The organism is Paraburkholderia lebeckiae, from assembly GCF_014201005.1.
Classification (GTDB): Bacteria; Pseudomonadota; Gammaproteobacteria; order Burkholderiales; family Burkholderiaceae; genus Paraburkholderia; species Paraburkholderia tuberum.
The window spans coordinates 232,034-252,625 of sequence record NZ_JACHDK010000007.1; the positions used below are offsets into that span (position 1 = coordinate 232,034).

The 20,592-nt window shown below is 62.2% G+C and carries 13 protein-coding genes and 1 pseudogene; 1 reads left to right on the forward strand and 13 read right to left on the reverse strand.

The features are described from left to right. Window positions 1–7 precede the first annotated feature (7 nt). From HDG39_RS16005 to HDG39_RS16030, 6 genes and pseudogenes are all read right to left on the reverse strand, one after another. Window positions 8–2,986 carry a molybdopterin-dependent oxidoreductase gene (locus tag HDG39_RS16005; RefSeq protein WP_184006893.1) on the reverse strand — a complete coding sequence of 993 codons (2,979 nt, stop codon included), beginning with the start codon at window positions 2,984–2,986 and terminating at the stop codon, window positions 8–10. Window positions 2,987–3,131: 145 nt separating this feature from the next. Then, window positions 3,132–3,869: an OmpW/AlkL family protein gene (locus tag HDG39_RS16010; protein ID WP_184007005.1), complete on the reverse strand. Its 738-nt coding sequence runs from the start codon at window positions 3,867–3,869 to the stop codon at window positions 3,132–3,134. A gap of 518 nt (window positions 3,870–4,387) precedes the next feature. Further along, window positions 4,388–6,364: an acyl-CoA synthetase gene (locus tag HDG39_RS16015; protein ID WP_184006894.1), complete on the reverse strand. Its 1,977-nt coding sequence runs from the start codon at window positions 6,362–6,364 to the stop codon at window positions 4,388–4,390. After that, entirely contained in the window at window positions 6,361–7,317 is a 957-nt protein-coding gene (locus tag HDG39_RS16020; RefSeq protein ID WP_184006895.1) for a fumarylacetoacetate hydrolase family protein, read from the reverse strand. Before HDG39_RS16020 ends, HDG39_RS16015 begins: the two co-directional genes overlap by 4 nt. Window positions 7,318–7,352: 35 nt before the next feature. After that, complete coding sequence (locus HDG39_RS16025) at window positions 7,353–8,423, reverse strand: VOC family protein (RefSeq protein WP_184007006.1); 1,071 nt, start codon at window positions 8,421–8,423, stop codon at window positions 7,353–7,355. Window positions 8,424–8,547: 124 nt separating this feature from the next. Further along, a pseudogene (locus tag HDG39_RS16030) lies at window positions 8,548–9,148 on the reverse strand (FAD-dependent monooxygenase); the annotation flags it as partial. A 156-nt stretch (window positions 9,149–9,304) separates the two neighbouring features. Here HDG39_RS16030 and HDG39_RS16035 point away from each other — a divergent pair. Further along, a complete protein-coding gene (locus HDG39_RS16035; RefSeq protein WP_184006896.1) occupies window positions 9,305–10,069 on the forward strand; it encodes a TetR/AcrR family transcriptional regulator in 765 nt (254 codons plus the stop codon). 101 nt (window positions 10,070–10,170) lie between these two features. Here HDG39_RS16035 and HDG39_RS16040 read toward each other — a convergent pair whose 3' ends face one another. From HDG39_RS16040 to HDG39_RS16070, 7 genes are all read right to left on the reverse strand, one after another. After that, the gene (locus HDG39_RS16040) at window positions 10,171–10,494 is read right to left on the reverse strand and encodes a hypothetical protein (RefSeq protein ID WP_184006897.1); all 324 of its coding nucleotides are present in this window, start codon (window positions 10,492–10,494) and stop codon (window positions 10,171–10,173) included. Window positions 10,495–10,533: 39 nt separating this feature from the next. After that, window positions 10,534–11,223, reverse strand: a complete 690-nt coding sequence (locus tag HDG39_RS16045; protein ID WP_184006898.1) for a PqiC family protein — start codon at window positions 11,221–11,223, stop codon at window positions 10,534–10,536. Beyond that, entirely contained in the window at window positions 11,220–12,815 is a 1,596-nt protein-coding gene (locus tag HDG39_RS16050; protein ID WP_184006899.1) for a PqiB family protein, read from the reverse strand. Before HDG39_RS16050 ends, HDG39_RS16045 begins: the two co-directional genes overlap by 4 nt. A gap of 67 nt (window positions 12,816–12,882) precedes the next feature. Next, entirely contained in the window at window positions 12,883–14,223 is a 1,341-nt protein-coding gene (locus HDG39_RS16055; RefSeq protein WP_184006900.1) for a paraquat-inducible protein A, read from the reverse strand. A gap of 181 nt (window positions 14,224–14,404) precedes the next feature. Next, window positions 14,405–15,868: an efflux transporter outer membrane subunit gene (locus HDG39_RS16060; RefSeq protein ID WP_184007007.1), complete on the reverse strand. Its 1,464-nt coding sequence runs from the start codon at window positions 15,866–15,868 to the stop codon at window positions 14,405–14,407. A 2-nt stretch (window positions 15,869–15,870) separates the two neighbouring features. Continuing rightward, window positions 15,871–19,044, reverse strand: coding sequence for an efflux RND transporter permease subunit (locus HDG39_RS16065; protein ID WP_184006901.1), 3,174 nt, complete (start codon window positions 19,042–19,044; stop codon window positions 15,871–15,873). After that, window positions 19,041–20,102, reverse strand: a complete 1,062-nt coding sequence (locus HDG39_RS16070; protein WP_221305771.1) for an efflux RND transporter periplasmic adaptor subunit — start codon at window positions 20,100–20,102, stop codon at window positions 19,041–19,043. Before HDG39_RS16070 ends, HDG39_RS16065 begins: the two co-directional genes overlap by 4 nt. Between the last annotated feature and the right edge of the window lie 490 nt (window positions 20,103–20,592).

Here is a 20,592-nt window from a genome sequence, read left to right on the forward strand (position 1 = left end):
GTAGTCCTCACGCTGCGCGACCGAGCACGAACGCCTCGGCGCTTCGCCACTTCTCGACCTGCACCAGGCAGGAGTTCGGGCTCATACTGCTGGTTCCGGCGGTTTGCGGCCGGTCGGGGGTGAGCACGTTCATACAACCGCCTATCTCGACTCGCTCGCCATCTATTTCGATCATTTGAAACTCGGCGCTCGCCTCGTACGACTTGACCACTCCCGCGGTGACCAGCGCCGAGACGTCGGCCGCGCAGATCACCGCGCCGCGGTCGTTGTACACCTTGACGAGGTCGCGATGGGCAATGCCTCGAATAGCCGCGTCGGCCGGACCAAGCCTCAGCAGCCAGAAGCGGTGCCCGCCAATCAGCGCGCGATGGTCCTCGACACTGTTGACCGCGGAGTTCTTGCCGTCACAATGGGTATGGAAGCTGTAACGGCTGTGGGTGGCGATCAGCTGCAGCGGATAGCGCTGAGCCAGGTCCGAGCGCCTCCCCTCCCATGAGGGCATATATCGGTTTAGCGGCGGCCGCTCGGGATTGTCCGCGGTGTGCCGCTTCAGCAACTCGGGCACGAACTCCAGCTTGCCGCTCGGTGTCTGCAGACCCATGCCGAATTTTTCGGCGAACTGCGACGGCAGCGGATGGGGTTCCTGCAGATCCTTGCGCCGGCCTTCCGCGAACCAGCGCATGTCCACCGGATGGCGCAACTCGGGCTTCTCGGGCGGCACGACGAAATAGCCCTTGCGACAGAACTCGCGCCACGAAACGTGATCAGGCAGGTCCGACGAGTCGAAGACCCGCTTGACCCAGTCCAGTTCGCTGCATCCCTCGGTGAACACCCCGCCAAGGCCCAGCCGGGTCAGGATGGCGGCGAAGATGTCGTAGTCGGAACGGGACTCGCCCAAAGGCTCGATGCACTTGTGCTGCAGCGTCATCACCCGATGATTGACCGTGCTAAACCCATGATGGGCGTAGCCGCCGGAATTCGCCCATTCGCCGATGTCCCAGCGCTCCAGCGCGGTGCACGCCGGCAGGATGATGTCGGCGAACTGGGCCTCGCCCTCCATCCAGATCGACTGGTTGACCACGAACTCGATGCTCGGGTGCTGGTAGGCTTCAGCCCAGCGTCCGGAATTCGTCACCGTGCTGAAGGCGGACCCGCCGTAGCGGTAGATCATGTGGATCGGCGAATATCCGGGCATGGGGTAGCTGAACGGCGCGAACTGGGCTTCCTGGGACATGCCGTCCCAGAGGTAGCCCGTCGCATGGCCGTTGATGATGGCCTCCGGCAGTTGCTGCCGCGGGACCAATTGCTTGACGGGATTCATGGACAGAATGTGCGGCATGCGCTGGTAATTGTTTACCGCATTGGCGGTCCACGCCAGGTCGCCGGATATACCGCCGTCCGCGTAGCCGGGGAAATAGAAATGGAGGTCGTGGGGCACCCCGGCCTCAAGGCAGCCGAAATTGACCCCCGGTTTGCCCCAGCCCTGCATCGCCATCATCATGATCATGCAGCGCGCCCATTGCGCTCCGGTCGCACCGCGGCCCGCGCCGCCGAATCCCGCGCCGGTCATCCCGACCGCGAGATGGACCTTCCTGTTCCCCCATCGGCGCGCAAGCGCACGGACGTCCTTGGCGGGCACGCCCGTTTCGCCCTCCTGCCACTCGGGCGTCTTGGGAACGCCGTCGGATTCGCCCAGAAGATAGGCCCTCCACTCGTCGAACCCGGTCGTGCGGGTGGCGATGTAATCCTCGTCGTACAAGCCCTCCATGGCCCATACGTACATGATGGCGGTGGCGAGAGCAGCATCGGTTTGTGGTCGGACCGGAATCCAGCGGCCGCCCAGCAACTGCGCGGTCGGGTTGCAGTGCGGGTCGATATGAACAAACTCAATGCCGAGTTCCTTTGCCCACAGGCGCCGCGGAGTCCCCTCGAATCCCGCATAGGCCCCGTTGGTGCTTTCGGGGTCGCAGGACCAGAAGACGATCATGTCGGCTTCCTTCAGGCAATCTTCGACGCCACCATAGCCGGATGGCACGCCGACGCGCATCGAGTTGCCGAAATGATGCATGGCGCCCCAGTACCAGCCCTCCCAGCTATCCGGATTGGCCGCGACCCGGGTGAAGCCGATCAGGTTGGCAAAGCGCGTCAGCGCGCTGAGGTAATAGCCCACGTTGCCCCATTGGTGATGGGACGACATCGGGAAGGTGATGGAGCCGGGACCGTGAACGCGCTTCTGCCGGTTGATTTCCCTGGCGACAATGTCCAGCGCCTCGTCCCAACCGATACGCACATAGCCGGATTTGCCCCGGTTCTGGGGATTGCGTTCGCCGTCAGGGTCGAAGTCGACCCGCTTCATGGGATGAAGGATGCGCTTGTCGGAATAGACGAGCGACTTGAGCGTCAAGGCGTGGGGCGCGACCAGGCTACGCCGTGGCGGGCTGAAACGGCGGCCGCGCGCCTCGATCACGTAACTTGGTGCATCCGTGCTGTCCAGCTCGATCGGAGTCACCCGAACGATGCGGCCATCCTTGACGTAGACGAACAGAGGCCCGCCGTTGGTGCAGGTGGTGTAGCGGCGGGTGCCGTCGCGCAAAGGCGTGCCCATCGGCAGGCCGACGGTCCGCATCATGCTCAGGGTCTGCATGAGCCAAACCAGCAGTTCGTCCTCGCCCTCGGTGACCACCTTGAAGTTCTTGGCAGCGTGGATGATTTCGCCCTGGTCCGGGTTGGGGGAAAGGAACTTCAGGGCGGTGGCGACATCCTTGAAGACCATGCTCACGTCGGGCCGCGGATGCCTGCCGGCGCTAGAACGGACGCGTCCGTTCCTGAGCTTGATGACGCGACCGATGCTTTGATCCGCGAGTCCGATCCAGGCCACGAGATCGCGCTCCTTCAGGCGGTCACGATAAGCGGGAAAGCGGCGTGCCGTCAGGTCAAGAACCTTGGGCAAAGCAAAAAGAATAGTCTTGAGGACCTGTCGTTTCATTATTCGATCCAAAGGGAAGCGGGGTGCGCTAGCGGTGGCATGACGTCGCGGACCGCTGCAAGGCCCGGGGCGCGAAAAATCACGTAGTCGATCTCTTCGATGGGCATTCAAATCTCTCGATCGGTGCATTAGCGAGTCGTACGCGCTAGAACGCATAGGCGACGTTCACGAAGACGCTAAGGGGATTGAGTCGGAGCGTCGATTTGGAAACGATCTGCGTTCCATTCGCGGTCTGACCATCTAACGTAAGCATGGTCTTAACCGGCATGTAGTTGACGGAGGTTCCGACAGCCCAGTGTTTTGTAATCGCGTAACTTGCCCCGATCTCGAATACCGGATTCCACGATGAACTGAGTGTTGCGTGTGCCGAACCACCGGGACCAACGCTATCAGTGACAAACTGGCTATTGGTCGTCCGAACCTGGGTGAACCACGTGTAGTTCACGCCCAAACCGATAAATGGACGGAATTTCGAGCCGGCTGAAAAGAGGTGGTATCGAAGTTCGATGGCGGGCGGCATCGGCCTCGTCGAGCCGAGGTTGCCATACTTCGCTAGCGTCCCGTCGCCAACCAGATTCACTGTCAATGGCAGTCCCAGAAGCATGGCGACGCCAATGTTGTCCGTAACGTAGTACTCGGTGTTAATTCCCACCGTATCCGTTGACGTCGCATGCGCCCCGGTACCGGCTAATTGGCGATTCACCGTTTCGCCGCCAATACTCTCCACGGTGAGTGGCGTTGCGTCGCCCTGTGGCGCAATGTGAAGCCATCCTGTCGACAGCGTAATGCTTCCCGCCGACTGGGCGTTTGCATTGTCGGTATGCGCAGCCGAGCAGAGGCAAGCCGCCATACTGGCAGAGCGGATCATTCGTCTGTAGTTCATCACGTGTCTTCTCCTGTCTCGTTGTCCGGGCATTTTTGTGAACCCGTGGTGCATCCTGTGGAACCAATCCGGCGCGCCGTCCCGGGTCGCTGCGTCGTTCCTCCTAGGCCCCGTGCGCATATCAAGGCCACCGGTTCCATCTGATTAGGTAGTCATACTAAGTGACATGAATACAGCATCAATTTCTCTAGCACCGCTGCGGCCTCGTACACGTCATGTGGAAATACGCTTTCGCGTTATCTTTGTCGTAGTTTTGTATCCTCCGTACCGCCTGCTGGACGAAAGAAAAATAATCCAACCGGCGCCGATATTGGCCCGAGCCATTTTTCAACAAGCGAACGCAAGGACCGTTCTGAAGCAATACTCGTCCTCTTCCCTCTAAACCGACGTGAGCTTTTAACTCATGACACTGGCGTTTGGAACGCGGCATCGGGCCGCGTGCGCGTGACCGGACACGTCCGTTGATGCCAGGCTCCTATCACCTTGGCCAGCTTGGCGTCCCCGTCGCCGCCGTGACATCAACATTGCTTTGTCCGTGATGGCCTCGCGACAACCGAAAGCGAAAATGCGAACGGAAAGCGCCCGAGAATGGAAGTCGCCAGTGCTTCGAGCGCGGGGTCGGGAAGCTCGACGTGGAGTGAAACCCCGCGCGAACCATCTTCGATGATGCTAACGGTTGCACCCTCGACGCCAGCTTCCACGAGAGCCGACTCTAACGCGTCTGCCGTCTCACGCTGTTTCAGCGCCGGCTTGAAAATCTTCCCCACGCCAGTGAGCGGCATCGCATCCACGATTCTGATCCGCTTCGGCAGTGCCGCGCGCTCGCCGATCTCGAGTCGCACAAACTCGGCTAGTTCGTCCTCGGTCGTGGTTGCACCCTGCTTGAGCTGGACATAGGCAATCGGCAATTCCCCGGCGTGTGCATCGGGACGACCGACGGCCGCCGCGATCTTGACGGCAGGATGGCGATAAAGCGGTTCCTCGATCGCTGCCGGATCGATGTTGTGACCGCCACGAATGATCACTTCCTTTTTGCGACCGGTAAGCCAGAAATAACCTTTGACATCGCATCGACCGAGGTCACCGGTATTGAGCCAGCGCCTGCCATCGCCGAGGTTCAGCCAGAGACCCTTGTTCTGCTCGGGCATGGTATATCCGAGAAAAACGTTCGGGCCGGAAATGATCAGCAAACCGACCTCATCAATACCGCAATCCCGCACATAGCTGCCGTCGGTGTCGACGACGACGGCTTTCATCGCCTGGCCCGGAATGCAAAGCCCGATCGACCCCAACCTGCGCTCGCCCAGAGGCGGATTGACGCTGCTCACGCAGGTACCCTCGGTCAAACCATAGCCCTCGAGAATCCTGATGCGCGTTCTTTCCTGAAAGGTCCGGAAAACTTCGACCGGCATGGGAGCCGCACCGCACAGTCCATATTCGAGCGAGCTGACATCGTGCTCGCCGACAGGAATATCAAGTAGCGCAGCATAAAGTGTCGGGACGCCGCTGAATAAGTTGATGCGGTGATACTCAACGATTTCCCAGAAACGTTTGACGACGCCGTCGCCGCGATAGCCTTGCGGCGTGCCGAGCACGACGTGGGCGCCTCTGGAGAAAGGCAGAAGACCGGTCGCCATGACGGCGTTGACGTGGAAGAGCGGCAGTCCGCAGAAAATGGTCTTGCCCGGCCCCACGCTGTCACCGAAGAACTGACCCGTGCTCCAGGCATTAGCCACCTCGTTGCCGTGACGGCGCATCGCGATCTTCGGCAGTCCCGTGGTACCTCCTGTGCAGAAGTACGAGGACACGTCGTCGGCGCCGAAGTGCCGCGCGCCACGAAGTGCCGTGCCCGACTCCTGCGCGATGGCAGCGCCGAAGTCGTGGATATTTATATGCGCAGGAACCACGCTGCGCACACCACCCTCGCCATGCAGCCTTGAACACTCGCCACGCTGCAGCATCAGCGCCGCGAACTGTTCCGGCCCTGTCGCGCGTTCAGCCATATTCACGAGCACCAGATCCTTCAGCGAAGGGACCTTGTGCAGCACCGCTTGTGTCTTTTGCCAAAGATCAGTTCCGGGAAACGGCGCCAGTGTTACCAGCACGCTGGCGCCTGCAGCGTTGAGGAGTTGGCCGATGGCTTCCTGTTCAAGCAATGGATTGATCGCGCAGACAATTCCAGCGGCCTCCCCACCCCAGATCACGAAGTGCGTTTCAGGGAGGTTGGGCAGAACGTATGCGACGACTGAGTCGCGTTGCACTCCGAGGCGCGAGAACATGTTCGCGGTGCGCGTGATATCGCGCACGAGTTCACTGTATGTCCAGCACTCGGCGTTCCGATAGTCGTCGGCCGTTGCAAAGAACGAAAGTGCCGGTGCCGATGGATTAATCGCCGCGCCCCGGCAGATCATCTCGTAGGTGCTCGTCGGGAGATCCGCCGGCAGCCCTTGGGTTTCGATGGCAAGGACTTCGTCCAGGTTTGCGACGCCTTTCATGCTGCCTCTTCCACAACGACGTTATGCTGCACGCCCAGATTGATCGAGCGATCGTAGCTGACGATATGCGCCTCCACGACATCCCCCACCTTCAGGTACTGCGGCCTTTCCGCCTGCATCTTCAGGAAGAGGCGCCATTTTTCCGCTTCAGGCAGCTGCGCCGCGGCACGCTGCTTTTCGGGCGACGGGATGCTCAGTGCACAGCCGGCGGGCGTACCCGTCGCGAGCAGGTCGCCGGCGTGCAGATCTTGCACGCCGGAAAGCTCCGTCAAGGTCTCTGCCGGGCTGTAGACGAGACCCGAAGTGGAGTCATTCTGGCGGACCGTTCCGTTGACCGTCAGCGTCAGCACGAGCTCCTTTAACTTCGGAATATCCTGTTTCTCAAGAAGGCAAAGGTAAGGACCCACTGGGCCAAACGTGCGATAGCTCTTGCCCTTGTAGAACTGCATTTGCGGAATCTGGATATCGCGCGCGGAGTAGTCGTTGACGATCACGGCACCAGCAATGTACTCATGCAGGTTCTCGTCGGTGACCGTTGCGCGGGACGTGACGTCGCGTTTGAGGAGCAGACCCAGTTCGATCTCGTAGTCGAGCAACTGCACCTCGTTTGGCTTGACCACGGACGAGTCGGCCGGAGCGATGCAGCTCGTCGCCTTCGTGAAGATCATGTTGAATTTCTTCACATCCGGGTCCATGCCGGACTCGATCATATGCTGGCGGTAATTCGCGCCCTGGCAGATGAACTGCTGGTTGGCGGTCACGGGCGACAACCATTGCACATCCGATTCGGCAATCGGAGAACCGTCCAGTACCGCCAGTCGTTCGACGGGATTGGCTTCAATAAACTCGGCGGTCGACTTGAATTCGCCAGGAATCGGCGTGATGGCGCCATTGGCGACTACGCCCCACTGGGCGCGGCCATCATGAAGGTAATGCAGAACGTGAAGTGCCATTTATCGATCTCCGGATTCTCTGAAAGTGCGGTGGTTCAGGCGAAAAGCTTCGCCAACGTACGCAGCTTGCTCAACGTCAGGTCGGGGCTGCGGCGCAGGTTTCTGAAAAGTGCCACGACGCGCGCGGGTGTGAACCTGGGCTTCGTGAAGCTGCGTGGCATCGTCGGTCCCCATTGGGCCATCGCCTCGCGGCTCACCGCATGGACACCCGTCGGCGCGTCCGCCGTAAAGAGGTCGCCGTCGCAATAGTGCTCATGCTTGTCGCCCCACGGGTCCTGCCAGTAGTCGAACACCTGGCTGCCCAGGATATGTCGGCCGATCCCCCATGCATGGGTCCAGCCCTCGTCGCGCAGAATGCGCTGGCCCATGCCGACCGCATCGGCGTCGACGACTTCGTAGGCGCTATGGCTATAGGTGGGTAAAAAGCCCTGTGCTAGCGCGAGCGTGTGGTGATCGGACGGCTTGTCGCCGAGATCGAGCCGCATGAACGCGACGGCGGGCGAGCCATCGGGAAGCACCTGCACGTCGCTTGGGATGAGGCCGAAATGCCGCGTATACCACGCGCAGGTTTCCTGATAGTCAACGAGTTCGAGCACGACGTGTCCGAGCCGGATAACGTCCGGCGCGCCTTCGGGCGGTCGCTGCGTCCCGTTGATCCGGACCGTCGCATCCACGGAGTTGAATGACAAAGGCGGCCGATGGGACAACGTTGCGGCTGCCGTTTGGCCCCATATCGCATCGACGCGAAAGCCTGAAGGGTCGGTCAGTCGTACTGCATAACCGCCGCCGGGCAAGGGCGAGCGTTCGACCGCCGAAGCGTCAGGTAGCTTTGCAAGTGCATCAAGATCGGCCTTGTTGTCGACCTGTAGCCCAAAACCAATAAACCGGGATTTCGGCGCCTTCCGGACGACATAGCAGAAATGCGAAGCACCCGTTCCCCGTAGAAGCAATAGCGCTTCACCGCGCGATACAGTTCGAAGCCCGAAGTCATTGAGAAATTGCTCGGCTTTCTCGAGATCCGGCCGGTCGAACATCAGATAGGCTAATGCCGACGCTCTGGTCGTGGGATTGGGATGACGGGCCGGTTGCGCAGTAGTGAGTTTCATGGCTAAAAAGGATTCAGACAGTTCGGATTGCGTATTGGACTTCCAGCGCGAGCGCGCCGACGGGACTACACAGCAACGCAAGACTCTCCCGCACGATACGGTTCACGTCGGTGGCCGGACGGTCGCGCATCAATCCATGAGTCAGGAGCGCGACGGCGCCGCTTCGCGGCATGACGAGCTTGCCCATGAACTTTGCGAGGTTGATCATTGCCTTCGCATGGGGCGGCGTCCCGAAGTCCTGCAACCAGGCCCTGCCCGACGAACGGGGGCGTGATGTTGGCCGCGTCGCCTGCGAGAAACACCCGACCGTTGCTGAATGCATCAACGGTGCGTGCATGGAAGCGATACACGGCCTTGCGCTCGTTGATCATGTCGTCGACATTGCCCCATGGTGAGAGCAACTCCCGGATGAGCGTCTCCGATTTCATATCCTCGCGACGCTCGCCAGGCCCTAGCATGAATTCCCAACGCTCACGGCCGTCAGGCGCGACCATCCTGGGGGTCGGTCGACGGTGATCGCAGATGAATTCGATGTGGTCAACGGGGCGCGGAACATGTCGCGCATCGACGATCAGCCAGTCTTCGGCGAAAGTCTTGCCTTTTAATTGCTGCCCAACCAGTGAGCTCGCGCCGTCCGCACCAACCAGGTAGCGGGCCCGGACTACATGAGGGCGCCCGTGCGGACGAACTCGGCCATTCTGGCTCGACGGCGCGGCGCCGTCCTTTGCTGCTGTCTCCACAGTCACTCCGGCTGTTGTCTGTTGTATTTGTATGAAAGGCTCGCGTTCGGGCCGTCTTAATGACATTAAAGTCATTCCTGAGTGTTTTGTCAACCTAGACATTACGATCTATACTTAGGCATAACCAAGCTTGGATCCATCATGCCGAACACTACAAATCCCCGGACAGCAAAACGTCCCACCCGTGCCGCGCCGGTCGCGCCGGTCGCCCCCGTTGCCGTTGCCGAAGGACGGGAGCCGCGCGGTGCACGTCGCAAGCGCGAGACGCGGACGCGCCTGCTCGACGCCGCCCTTAGGCTGATGGCCGAAAAGGGCATGGAGGGCGTCGCGATCAATGAAATCACTGAAGCCGCCGATGTCGGCTTTGGCTCGTTCTATAACCACTTCGAATCGAAAGAGGCGATTTACGCGACGCTTGTCGACACCGTGTTCGAGGAATTCGCGAACATGCTGGATGGGCTCGCCGGTGGCCTTTCCGATCCGGCCGAGGTGATTTCCGTCTCCGTGCGCCATACCGTGATGCGCGCCCGCGTCGATCCCGTGTGGGGACGATTCCTGATACGCGAAGGGTTTTCAGCGCGCGCTTTCAGCCGCGGGCTCGGCCAGCGGCTGCTGCGCGACATCAGTAACGGTATTGCCGCGAAGCGCTTCGTGGTCGCCGACCCGTTCATCGGAGTTCTTTCGGTCGGCGGCACTGTCCTCTGTGTGATTGCCGCCGAGCTGAACTACGTCGCTCCGGGCGCGCCCGCGGCAGCCGTACTTAAGGAACTTGGCTTCAGCGGGGAGCACTTCGCTGAGCGCACGGCTGCAGTGCTGCTGCAGACACTCGGGCTCAAGCGTGCGGAGGCGGAGAAGATTGCAGCGCGTCCGCTGCCGGTCGTGGAGGAGACTGTCGACGCCGATTGAACTCAGAGGTCCGGTCCGATCGGTGCCATCGGTCTGATCGGCCTGAACTCAGCCGGGTGCGGCCCGGCGAAGAAGCCCGTCGGGCCACTAGCGATTAATACTCAATCACCTGCTGAAGCCTTCACGCTGGCAATCAGCTCGCGCTCCTTACCGCCGAGAGCTTCGCTGTGGAACCTCGAAAGATCGTGAAGCGTTCGCGACACAACTCTGACCGGTTGAGGCGCCGACGGCAAAAACGGCCACGCATGGAGCAGGTAGACGAGTGGCGCGATCTCGCGGCGTTCGCACCAGCGATCAAAGAGCGCGATGCACAGGTCATCGACCTCCCTGCGCAAGCAGGAATCGTCGTTCCCGCTGCTGTTGCAAGCATCGGTCCCGACGAGCGTCAATGTGCCGGCATAGTTGCGGCGACGGGATTGTTCCATTTCCCTCCCGCTGCGTTGCGCATTAATTCCTGTATCGGCTCAACCCGCCGGAGCCGGGCATGCCAACGCCGAACTTCTCGTACTCGCGGGCATGCGCGCCGGTGCAACGGCGGACACGAACGGCGCCGTCGAAAATTCCCGGACGACTTCGCCAATTTGAGTGCCTATCCTTCTCACTGCGACTCGATGGCCGTTGACGAGTGCATCGTAGCCGGCCGATACGGGCTGGCTGATTATGCTGCGGCAGGTCAACGTTCGTGAGTCGTTCGACTTGCGTACACTCCAGGTGACGTCAAGCAGCGCGTGTGAGCCGGGCCACGATTCAAAACGCTGCACGTCGACGGAGACCTGATACGTGCGAGCGTCCTCGGCGTGACCCGGCTGGTACGTGTCGGGGCCGCCCGCCTGCCGAGTCGCGGCCGCGAGCAGCGCATTACGGATCTCGTCTGCAAGCGGCGATGCCCAGCGCTCGTTTTCCAGAACCCTGACGCGCGCCGCATCGACGTGTACGACGAACTGGCTCCTTGCGACTGAAACCGGCACCTTCACCGTGCGCATGTCGATCCAGAAGGCCGGACTGACCGAAACATTTGCACGCGTCGGTTCGCTGTCAGTGCCGAGTGTATAGAAGCGGGCCGGCGGGGAAGCGCAGGCGCTCAGCGCGGCCAGACCCATGACGGTCGCAATACGGGCGATCGCGCGCCGCGCGCGGGATTGGATCAGTTTCACCGTTGGTCTCCTTTCTTGCCGAACAGGAGCGCCTGGGGATGACGTTCCAGATAATCGGCGAGCGCATTGAGGGATTGCAGGGTGCGTGTCAGTTCCTGCATCGCATCCTGGATGTCCGACTGCAGGGGCGCGGTCTGCCGGAGCGTCGTTTCGGCGGTACTGAAGGTTTTCTGCGCAGCCGCCAGCGTGTCGCGGGCTTGCGGAACGACCTCTGTGTCCATGTGCCCGAACAGCTTGTTGGCGTTTTCAAGTGCGCCGTTAAGGTTGGCTCCGATCTTGTCGAACGGCACCTGATTCAGCTTCCTCGCAATATCGGCGATCTGCACCTGAAGTTCGTCAAGGGTGTTAGGCACAGTCGGCATTTCAATAGGATTGCGGTGTACATCGACGCTCGCCCGAGGCGCTTTCGGAAACATGTCGAGCGCCACGAATAGCTGGCCTGTCAGCAGGTTGCCGGTTCGCAACTGACCGCGCATTCCCTCCATGACGAGGTTTTCCAGCAACTCATGACCACCCTGCGAGTTCGGAGCCGGTAGCGCTTCGTTGGAGCGCCGGCTGAGCCGGTCGGGATACAGCGCCAGCGATACCTTCATGCTGAAACTCTTCTCCTTTTCGTTGTATTCGATACCGATGTCCGTCACCTGCCCCAGCGCGATGCCTCGAAGGTCGACAGGAGCGCCGACAGACAGGCCGCGCAGCGACTGGTTGAACCGCATCACCACATTGAGCGGCGCGCCGTCGGGCTCGCGCATCGCGTCCGACTCGTCCGATGCGAGTCGGAATATGGCCTTCTCAGCGGCCGGTTGTCCGGCGTCCTGACCCGGCGGCGACTGGAACGCCAGGCCTCCGACGACCACTGTCGCCAGAGATTGCGTATTGAGCTTCAATCCATTCGAATCGAGGCGGAGGTCAACACCGCTTGCGTGCCACCACCTTGTATTGGTGCCGACATACTGGTCAAACGGGGCATTGACGAAAACATTGACGATGACGCCGGTGCCATGCGGATCGAGCGAAAAACCGACCACCTGGCCTACCTGGATGCGATGGTAGAAAATCGGCGCGCCGATATCGACGGAGCCCAAGGAGTCGCCTCTCAGCGTGTATTGATGCCCCGGCTGCCCGGAAGTGACGATCGGCGGTCTTTCGAGGCCGACAAATGCGGTTTGCCTTTCCGAAGACTGCCCGACGTCGACACCGATATACGCGCCCGACAGCAGCGTACCGAGGCCCGAGATGCCGTTAGCGCCCACGCGCGGGCGAACCACCCAGAAACGCGTGCCCCGGCTCGCGAACTTTTCTGCCTGTTTGGTCAGCTCGATCGTGACGATGACGTGCTGCAGATCCTTTGACAGCGTGACCGCCTGTACCGAACCGATCTCCACGTCCTTGTATTTGACCTTCGTTTTGCCCGCCTCCATGCCCTCAGCGTTGCTGAACGTGACCGTGACTGTCGGTCCCTTGTCGGTGATGGATTTGACTACCAGCGCAACACCGATCAGCGCACAGATGAGCGGCACTAACCAGATGAGAGAGGGAATCCAGCGCTTTCGCGACTTGATGTCAGGTCTGGGTGGCGTGGGAAGATGCATCGCTCGGAGAGTAGTTCGAAAATATGAGGTTATTTAGGAGTGCGGACGCCGCTAGAACGGTATTCGTTCATCGCCGTGAACCACGCGCTGGCCCGCAGCGAACGTTGTCCCAGATCAGCCGCGGATCGAACTGATGCGACGCCAGCATGGTGAGAACCACCACCGCGCCGAAAGCCAGCGCGCCCGGACCGGCAGTGACAACGGCAAACGAACCGAAATGCACCAGCGCAACCGTCAGTGCGACAACGAAGACATCGAGCATCGACCACCGGCCAACGCACTCGACGAGCCGATGCAGCCTCGCGCGTTCGAGCGGCTGCCAGTCCGGACTGCGACGGGCCGCTACGATCTGCAGCGTGAGAATGGCGAGTTTGAGCATCGGCACCACGACGCTGGCTACGAACACGACGACGGCGAGTGGCCAGTCGCCTGAAGTCCAGAAGTACGCCACGCCGCCGAGGATCGTGTCGTCCTCCGAGTGGCCGAGGGATGACGCGTGCATGATCGGCAACAGATTCGCGGGTATGTAGGCGAGCGCAGCGGCAAGAACCAGACTCGACGTGCGCGTCACGCTGTCGGGACGGCGCGTGTGCAGCACCGATTCGCACCGCGAGCAGCGCTGCTCTGCGGACGCCGCGATGTGCTTCTGCACCAGTCCACAGGTATGACAGGCTATGAGCCCGGCGCGCCGCGCCGTCATATGCGCCGCCGCCGCGGGCTTCCGCCCGAAGAACGTCGGGGCTCGCGGGGCACACCTGTGCTTCACTCTGGTCCAGCGGATCTCAGCGGGTCGTCGAAACTTTATTTCGTCCCGCGTTGACCAGAGCACGCGCGGGTCGAAAGTCGAGAGAAATGCCAACATCAACGTGAGTGCACCGAATGCAAACAGTCCTGGCCCAGGGATCACCCGCGCCATGCTGACCATTTTCACGATCGTGATGACCACGCCGAGCATGAACACTTCGACCATGCCCCATGGACGGATGAGCTGCACGACGCGAAGCATTCGATTGAAATGACGTACTACCTTGCCAAGGCGCAGCGGAACGAGCACATAGAGAAGGGCGAGGAGTTCGATTAGCGGAAACAGGATCGCCGAACACAAGACCATCATTGCGACGATGCGCATGTGCCCCGTCCACAACGACTGCACCGCGCCGAATAGCGTCGCCTCCGACGTCATACCGTTGGTCTGCAGTTGTATAACCGGGAAAGCCTGCGCAATACAGAATGTGATCAAAGCTGCAACGGTGAGCGCACCAATCCGGTCGAGGGGCACGCTCGCTCCCTGCGTTCCTTCCAGGCTCGCACGGCAGCGCGAGCAGCTCGCAGTCTGCCCGCCCTGTAGCAGAGGCTTGCGAAACAGCAGATCGCACTCGTGACAGGCGATCAGTTTCTTATAGTCCATACAGGAACCGGACAACCTGAAGTTCTGGCGCGTTCGATGCACGTGAAGTCCGTCTTGACCTTCCTGCACGTGGGCGCATTCTTATTTCGGATATGAAACGACTGCTCCGATACCCGCCGGTACAGTCGAGGAAGAGCGGCCTGATCGGCAGGTCGCTCTTCCCGTCTTCATCGACACGCGATCATTGCGCCGACGCTGTTTGCGGCTGGCCCGGCGGCAGTTCGCCCATCGCCTGGAACAGTGCGACGGTATCGGTCATGCGCTGGCTTGCCGCGCGCACGGCGCCGATCCGTGCGTTGAGAAAGCGCTGCTCGCTGGCATGCTCCGCCGTTGACGGCAGCGAACCCATGCGGCGGCGCGACGCGGTATCGTCGAACCCCGCCTGCGCTGCCTGTGCCGCTGCTTCGGTCGACGCGAGTGTCTGTGCGTCGTTATCCAGTGCGGCAAGCGAATCCGCGACATTCTGGAACGCCGACAGAACGGTGGACTTGTAGTTCAGCACCGCCGCATCGTAAGCATCGATCGACGCCTTGCGGTGCGCGAACAGCGCCCCGCCATGGAAAATCGGCTGCGACAGGCTCGCACCGATCGCCCACAAGCCGCCCGCGCCCGAGAGAACCGCCGGCCAGCTAAAGCCCCCGCGGCCCATCGAGGCCGTCAGCGACAGGCTCGGAAAGAGCTGCGCGGTCGCCGCGCCGACATCGCCGGCAGCGGCCTTCACGGCGGCGTCGGCTGCCTGAACGTCGGGGCGCGAACGCAGCAGATCCGACGGCACCACGACGGGCACGTGTTCGGGCAATGTCAGGCTGTCGAGGTCGGGAACGGCCGGCGCGTTGTCCGGCGTGCGGCCCATCAGCACCGCGAGCGCATGGAGGGCTGTGGCGCGCTGCTGGCGTAACGCAGGAAGACTCGCCGCAGCCGAAGCCGCATCCTGCGTCGACGCAAGCGCCTGCGCACGCGAGACCGAGCCGAGTGCGTAGCGGTGCTGGTCCTCGTCCGCGACCGTCCTGGCCACGGCGACGAGCCGTTCGGTAAGCGCGATCTGGCGATCGAGTGCCGCCGCGCTGATCGTCGTACCGACGATGTTTGCCGCGAGCGCGCGCCGCGCCGCCTCCAGTTGATACGCCTGCACGTCTACGCGAGCGGCGCTGGCCGCATTCGCCGAACGCGTCGCACCGAACAGGTCAAAGGTGTAGGACGCGAGAAACTGTCCGGCAAAAAAGTTATAGCGAACCTCGCTGGGGCCAATGCCGGGCACAAGCGGTGAACGTCCGCGATCGACCTGTGCGACAGCATCGATTGAAGGCAGCGTCGATGCGCCGACCTGGGCGCGCAGTTCCTGCTGCGCGGCTGCGAGCGTCCGCTGCGCAGCCCCGAGCGTGGGGCTGTTGCGCAAGCCTTCCTCGACCAGTGCACTCAGCGCATCCGACCGGTAAAGCTGCCACCATTGCGGAACGCCCACTGCGCCGATATCGAACTGCTGCGCCACGCCGCCCGCTGCGACGGTCTTCGCCGGCTGTGCCCCGGCACCGTAGTGCGCAGGCGAAGGCATCGCCGGGGGCGCGCCGTTGGGGCCGAACGTGCAGGCCGTCAGTGCGATGGCCACAGCCACGGCCATCACGGATGTCTTGTAGGCGAAGCTCATCATCAAACCTCCATCTGCTCGGCGACGACCGGTTGCGTTCCGCGCTCGTCGTGCCGGACCCTGAAGCACGCCGCGTACAGCGCGGGCAGGAAGAATACGGTCAGTACCGTCGCGATCGTGATACCGCCCATCAGCGCGGTCGCCATCGGACCGAAGAAGCCCGAGCGCAGCAGCGGAATCAGCGCGAGGACGGCGGCGGCGGCAGTCAGCATGATCGGTCTGAAACGCCTTATGGTGGCGCCGATAATCGCGTCGAAGCGCGGCTGCCCTGCCGCGATATCCTGATCGATCTGGTCGACCAGAATCACGGAGTTGCGCATGATGATGCCGAACATGGCAATCACGCCCAGCAGCGCGACGAAGCCGAAGGGCTTGCCGAACAGCAGCAGCGCGGCCACGACGCCAATCAGGCCGAGCGGCGCCGTCAGCACGACGATGAAGGTCCGCGCGAAGTTCTTGAGCTGGATCATCAGCAACAGCAGCACGGCGATGATCATCAACGGCATTTCGGCATTGATCGACGTCTGGCCCTTCACGCTTTCTTCGACCGCGCCGCCCACCTGAATGCGATAGCCGACCGGCAGCCTGGCGGTTTGCGCCGCGAGCGCACGTTCGATGTCGTGGGTCACGTCGATGCCCTGCGCGTCGCCGCGCACGTCCGCCTGCACCGTGATGGTCGGCTGGCGGTCACGTTGCCAGATGACGCCGTACTCGAGCGTATTGCGCACGTGTCCGAGCGAACCGAGCGGCACCGGGCCGTTGGGTGTCGGCATCGCGAGGCTCGTGAGCTGCGCCGGATTGACTCGTTCGCTCTTTGGCGCGCGCAGATCGACGTTGATCAGCTTGTCGCGCTCGCGGTACTGCGTCACCGTGTAGCCCGATAGCGTCATCGCGAGGAAGTTCGACACGTCTTCCGACGTGACACCAAGCTGGCGCGCGCGGTTCTGATCGATCTCGAACGAGATCGAGCGCTCCGCCGGCTCGTCCCAGTCGAACTGGACGTTGCGCGTGCGGGGATCGGCGCGGACCTTGTCCGACACTTCTTGAGCAATCGATCGCACGGTCGCGATATCGTCGCCGCTCACGCGGAACTTGATCGGGAAGCCGACCGGCGGACCATTCTCGAGCCGGGAGACGCGCGCCCGCACGCCGGAGAAATCCTTCTCGAGCTTGCCGTCGAGCCAACGCATCAGTTCCTCGCGGTTTTCCACGCTTTTTGCGGTGATCACGAACTGCGCGAAATTCGGCTGTTGAAGCTGCTGGTCGAGCGTCAGGTAAAAACGCGGCGCGCCGGTGCCGACGAAGTCGACGAAGTGGGCGATCCCGGCTTTGCCGTCGAGCACCTTTTCCAGGCGCTTCGCTTCACGCAGCGTCGCTTCGAACGAGGCGCCTTCCGGCAGCCGCAGATCGACCAGCAGTTCCGGCCGTTCCGAGTTCGGGAAGAACTGCTGCGGCACGCGCGTGAAGGCCAGCATGGAAATCGCGAAAAGCACGACGGTGACGCCGAGCACGACCCAGCGACGCTCGACGCACCACGCAACCCATCCCGACAGGTGCCGGTAGAAGCCGGTGTTGCCGATTTCATGCGGATCATGGTGTGCACCGCCGGGTTCAGGCTTGCGTTCCGGCAGCAGGTGATAACCCAGCAACGGCACCAGCACAACGGCCGCGAACCACGAAACGATCAGCGCGATGGCCGACACCTCGAAGATCGAACGCGTGTATTCGCCCGTGCTCGATTTGGCGAGCGCGATCGGCAGGAAGCCGCATACGGTGACGAGCGTGCCCGTCAGCATCGGGAATGCCGTGCTGGTGTACGCGAACGCTGCCGAGCGCGCCCGGCTCCAGCCCTGCTCCAGCTTCACCGCCATCATTTCGACGGCGATGATCGCGTCATCGACGAGCAGGCCTAGTGCGAGCACGAGCGTACCGAGCGAAACCTTGTCCAGGCCGATATTGAACATGTGCATGCACAGTGCCGTCACCGCCAGCACGATCGGAATCGTGATCACGACGACCGTGCCGGTGCGCAAGCCGAGCGAGACCAGGCTCACGACCAGCACGATCGCCACCGCTTCGCCAACCGATCTCACGAACTCGTCCACCGAGTGCTTGACCGCGTGCGGCATGCTCGAAACCGGAGCGAGTTTCAGACCTGCCGGCAGCGTGGCCTGCAGTTCGGCGGCTTTTGCGTCGAGCGCCTTGCCGAGGTCGATCACGTCGCCGCCCTTTTGCATCGTCACGCCGATGCCGAGCACCGCCTGGCCGCCGACGCGCATCTGGGTCGCCGGCGGGTCGTCATAACCGCGCGTGACCTTCGCGATGTCGCCCAGCCGGAACGTGCGCCTGTTGATGGTGATCAGCATGTCGGAGAGCGCCTGCACATCCTTGAGCGCGCCGCTCGGGCGCACGAACACGCGGTCGTCCGCGGTCGTGATGGTGCCGACGGGCGCCACGGCATTCTGTGCGTCGATCGCCTGAGCGAGCTGTTGCGGCGTGATCGAAAGCCGCGTGAGCTGCGCATTCGATATCTCGACGAAGATGTGCTGATCGGGGTCGCCAAAATAGTCGACCTTCGCCACACCGGGTATGCGCAGCAGGACGGTGCGCAGCCTGTCAGCGTAGTCGTGCAGTTGCGCCGGCGAAAAGCCGTCGCCCTCAAGCGCATAGATGTTGGTGTAGACGTCACCGAACTCGTCGTTAAAAAACGGGCCGACGGTTCCCTTCGGCAGCGTCGCGGCAATGTCGCCGACCTTCTTGCGCACCTGATACCAGGTGTCCGGCACTTCCCTGACGGGCGCGGAGTCCTTCATGGCGAAGAAGATCATCGACTCGCCAGGCCGCGAGTAGCTCTTGATGTTGTCGATGTTCGGCGCGGCCTGTAGCTGGCGGCCGATCCGGTCCGTGATCTGTTCCTGCACCTCGCGCGCAGTCGCACCAGGCCAGTAGGTCTTGATCACCATCGTGCGGAAGGTGAACGGCGGGTCCTCCGACTGCGCGAGTTGCGTATAACCGATCACGCCGAAAAGCGTGGCGAGCCCGATCAGAAAGATCACGAGCTGCTGATGACGCAACGCCCAGGCGGAAAGATTGAAGCTGCCTTCGCCAGATTTGTCTGCCCCGGAAGACGGGACAGGCGCGCTCTCGCGCACGGGTTCTTGGTCACGGGAGTTCATGACGGGAAATCCTCCCGATGCAGGGGCGCCACCACCTGCACGTGCTGGCCCGTGCTAACGGCGTGTACGCCCTGCACCACGACGCGGTCGCCGTCGCGGAGGCCCGATGCGATGGAGACCGTGCGCTCGTCGTATCGCTGCACCGTCACAGGACGCAGTTCAAGTGTGTCGGTGCCGGTACGCACCACCCAGACAGCAGGGTTCTCGCCCTGATGAAAGAGCGCCGTCACCGGCACGGTGAACGGCTGTGCGCCCGACGCGTCACCGCCGACATCGAACGCAACGGTGGCCGTCATGCCGAGGCGTACTGCGGGGCTGGGCGCGTTCAGGGTGAGCTTGACGCGCCAGGTGCGGCTTTGCGGATCCGCGCTAGGCGACACCTCGCGCACGCGGGCCTCGAAGGTCTTGCCGGGCAACGCGGGCAGGCTCACGCGCGCCATGCTGCCGACTGTCAGCGAGCTCAGCATGCGCTCGGACGCGTCACAGACGATATCCACGTCGCCCGTCCAGTCGAGGTGATAGATGGATTGGGTTGCCTGAACGTTCTGGCCCGTGTCGGCGTCCTCCGAGGTAATCACGCCGTCGTGGTCCGCTGGCAGCGTCGCATAGCGCAGATTGTCCGAGGCGAGCGCCATCTGGGCGAGCGCCGAGTCGCGCTGCGCAACAGCGGATGCGTACGCGTCCTGCGTCTGTTCGAGTTGCGCCGGTGCAATCAGGTTTGCTTGCGCCTGCGCCTGGTCGCGATCGAGCTGCTGCTTCGCGAAGACGAACCGGTGTTCGGCGGCATCGAGCTGCGCTCGCGCGTTAGCAAGGTTACTGCGCAGATCGGTCGGGTCGAGCAGCGCAACGACCTGTCCCGCCTTGACGGCATCGCCGAGGCGAACGCGCCGTTCGATGATCTTGCCGCCCACTCTGAACGAAAGCGCCGTGGAGTAGCGCGCCTGCACTTGAGCCGGCAGCGACGCACTTGCCGTGCGCCCGTCAGCGTGGACGGCCAGGGCGACCACGGGCTTCGGCTCTGGAGCGGCGGCTTCGCGCTGGTGGCATGCCGCGAGCATGACCGCGCAGCAAGCCGCAAGCACCACGCGTGCGCACTGCGGCGATTGGACGAGGGAAGGTAAGAAGCGACGCGCAGGCGCCTGCGCGATAGGGCCGGAATGTTTCACGATGTTCACAAGACGGGTGATAACGCTGGTAAGAAAATTTCCCGATGCCGTGCAAACCCGAGTGCCAGCAAGCACGGTTCGCTATCAGCGCGGACGCATAAAACAAGGTTCGTTGGTACGTTAGTCCTACTTATCGACGTGCATGTCGGTACTTGCCATCTCGATGTGCCTCCACGCAATCGGTACGTGGGGCAGCGTCCGCTCATGCCTACCGCCCGGTGATCTGCTGGTCTGTCAGTTCCGGCCGAGGACCTGGGATCGACCGCTAACGGAATTTTTTTGCTCCGTCGGCATCGTTGGGTCCTTCGTACGTCCGGTTGTCGGCGTCTGGGGTGAGATTAGACCCAATACTGAGTCTATTGTCAACTATGACATATGTATC

Bases quoted from the DNA above. Each gene is read 5' to 3' on its own strand.
- HDG39_RS16005 (WP_184006893.1), bottom strand. From the start codon at position 2,986: ATGAAACGACAGGTCCTCAAGACTATTCTTTTTGCTTTGCCCAAGGTT.
- HDG39_RS16010 (WP_184007005.1), bottom strand. From the start codon at position 3,869: ATGAACTACAGACGAATGATCCGCTCTGCCAGTATGGCGGCTTGCCTC.
- HDG39_RS16015 (WP_184006894.1), bottom strand. From the start codon at position 6,364: ATGAAAGGCGTCGCAAACCTGGACGAAGTCCTTGCCATCGAAACCCAA.
- HDG39_RS16020 (WP_184006895.1), bottom strand. From the start codon at position 7,317: ATGGCACTTCACGTTCTGCATTACCTTCATGATGGCCGCGCCCAGTGG.
- HDG39_RS16025 (WP_184007006.1), bottom strand. From the start codon at position 8,423: ATGAAACTCACTACTGCGCAACCGGCCCGTCATCCCAATCCCACGACC.
- HDG39_RS16035 (WP_184006896.1), top strand. From the start codon at position 9,305: ATGCCGAACACTACAAATCCCCGGACAGCAAAACGTCCCACCCGTGCC.
- HDG39_RS16040 (WP_184006897.1), bottom strand. From the start codon at position 10,494: ATGGAACAATCCCGTCGCCGCAACTATGCCGGCACATTGACGCTCGTC.
- HDG39_RS16050 (WP_184006899.1), bottom strand. From the start codon at position 12,815: ATGCATCTTCCCACGCCACCCAGACCTGACATCAAGTCGCGAAAGCGC.
- HDG39_RS16055 (WP_184006900.1), bottom strand. From the start codon at position 14,223: ATGGACTATAAGAAACTGATCGCCTGTCACGAGTGCGATCTGCTGTTT.
- HDG39_RS16060 (WP_184007007.1), bottom strand. From the start codon at position 15,868: ATGAGCTTCGCCTACAAGACATCCGTGATGGCCGTGGCTGTGGCCATC.
- HDG39_RS16065 (WP_184006901.1), bottom strand. From the start codon at position 19,044: ATGAACTCCCGTGACCAAGAACCCGTGCGCGAGAGCGCGCCTGTCCCG.
- HDG39_RS16070 (WP_221305771.1), bottom strand. From the start codon at position 20,102: ATGCTCGCGGCATGCCACCAGCGCGAAGCCGCCGCTCCAGAGCCGAAG.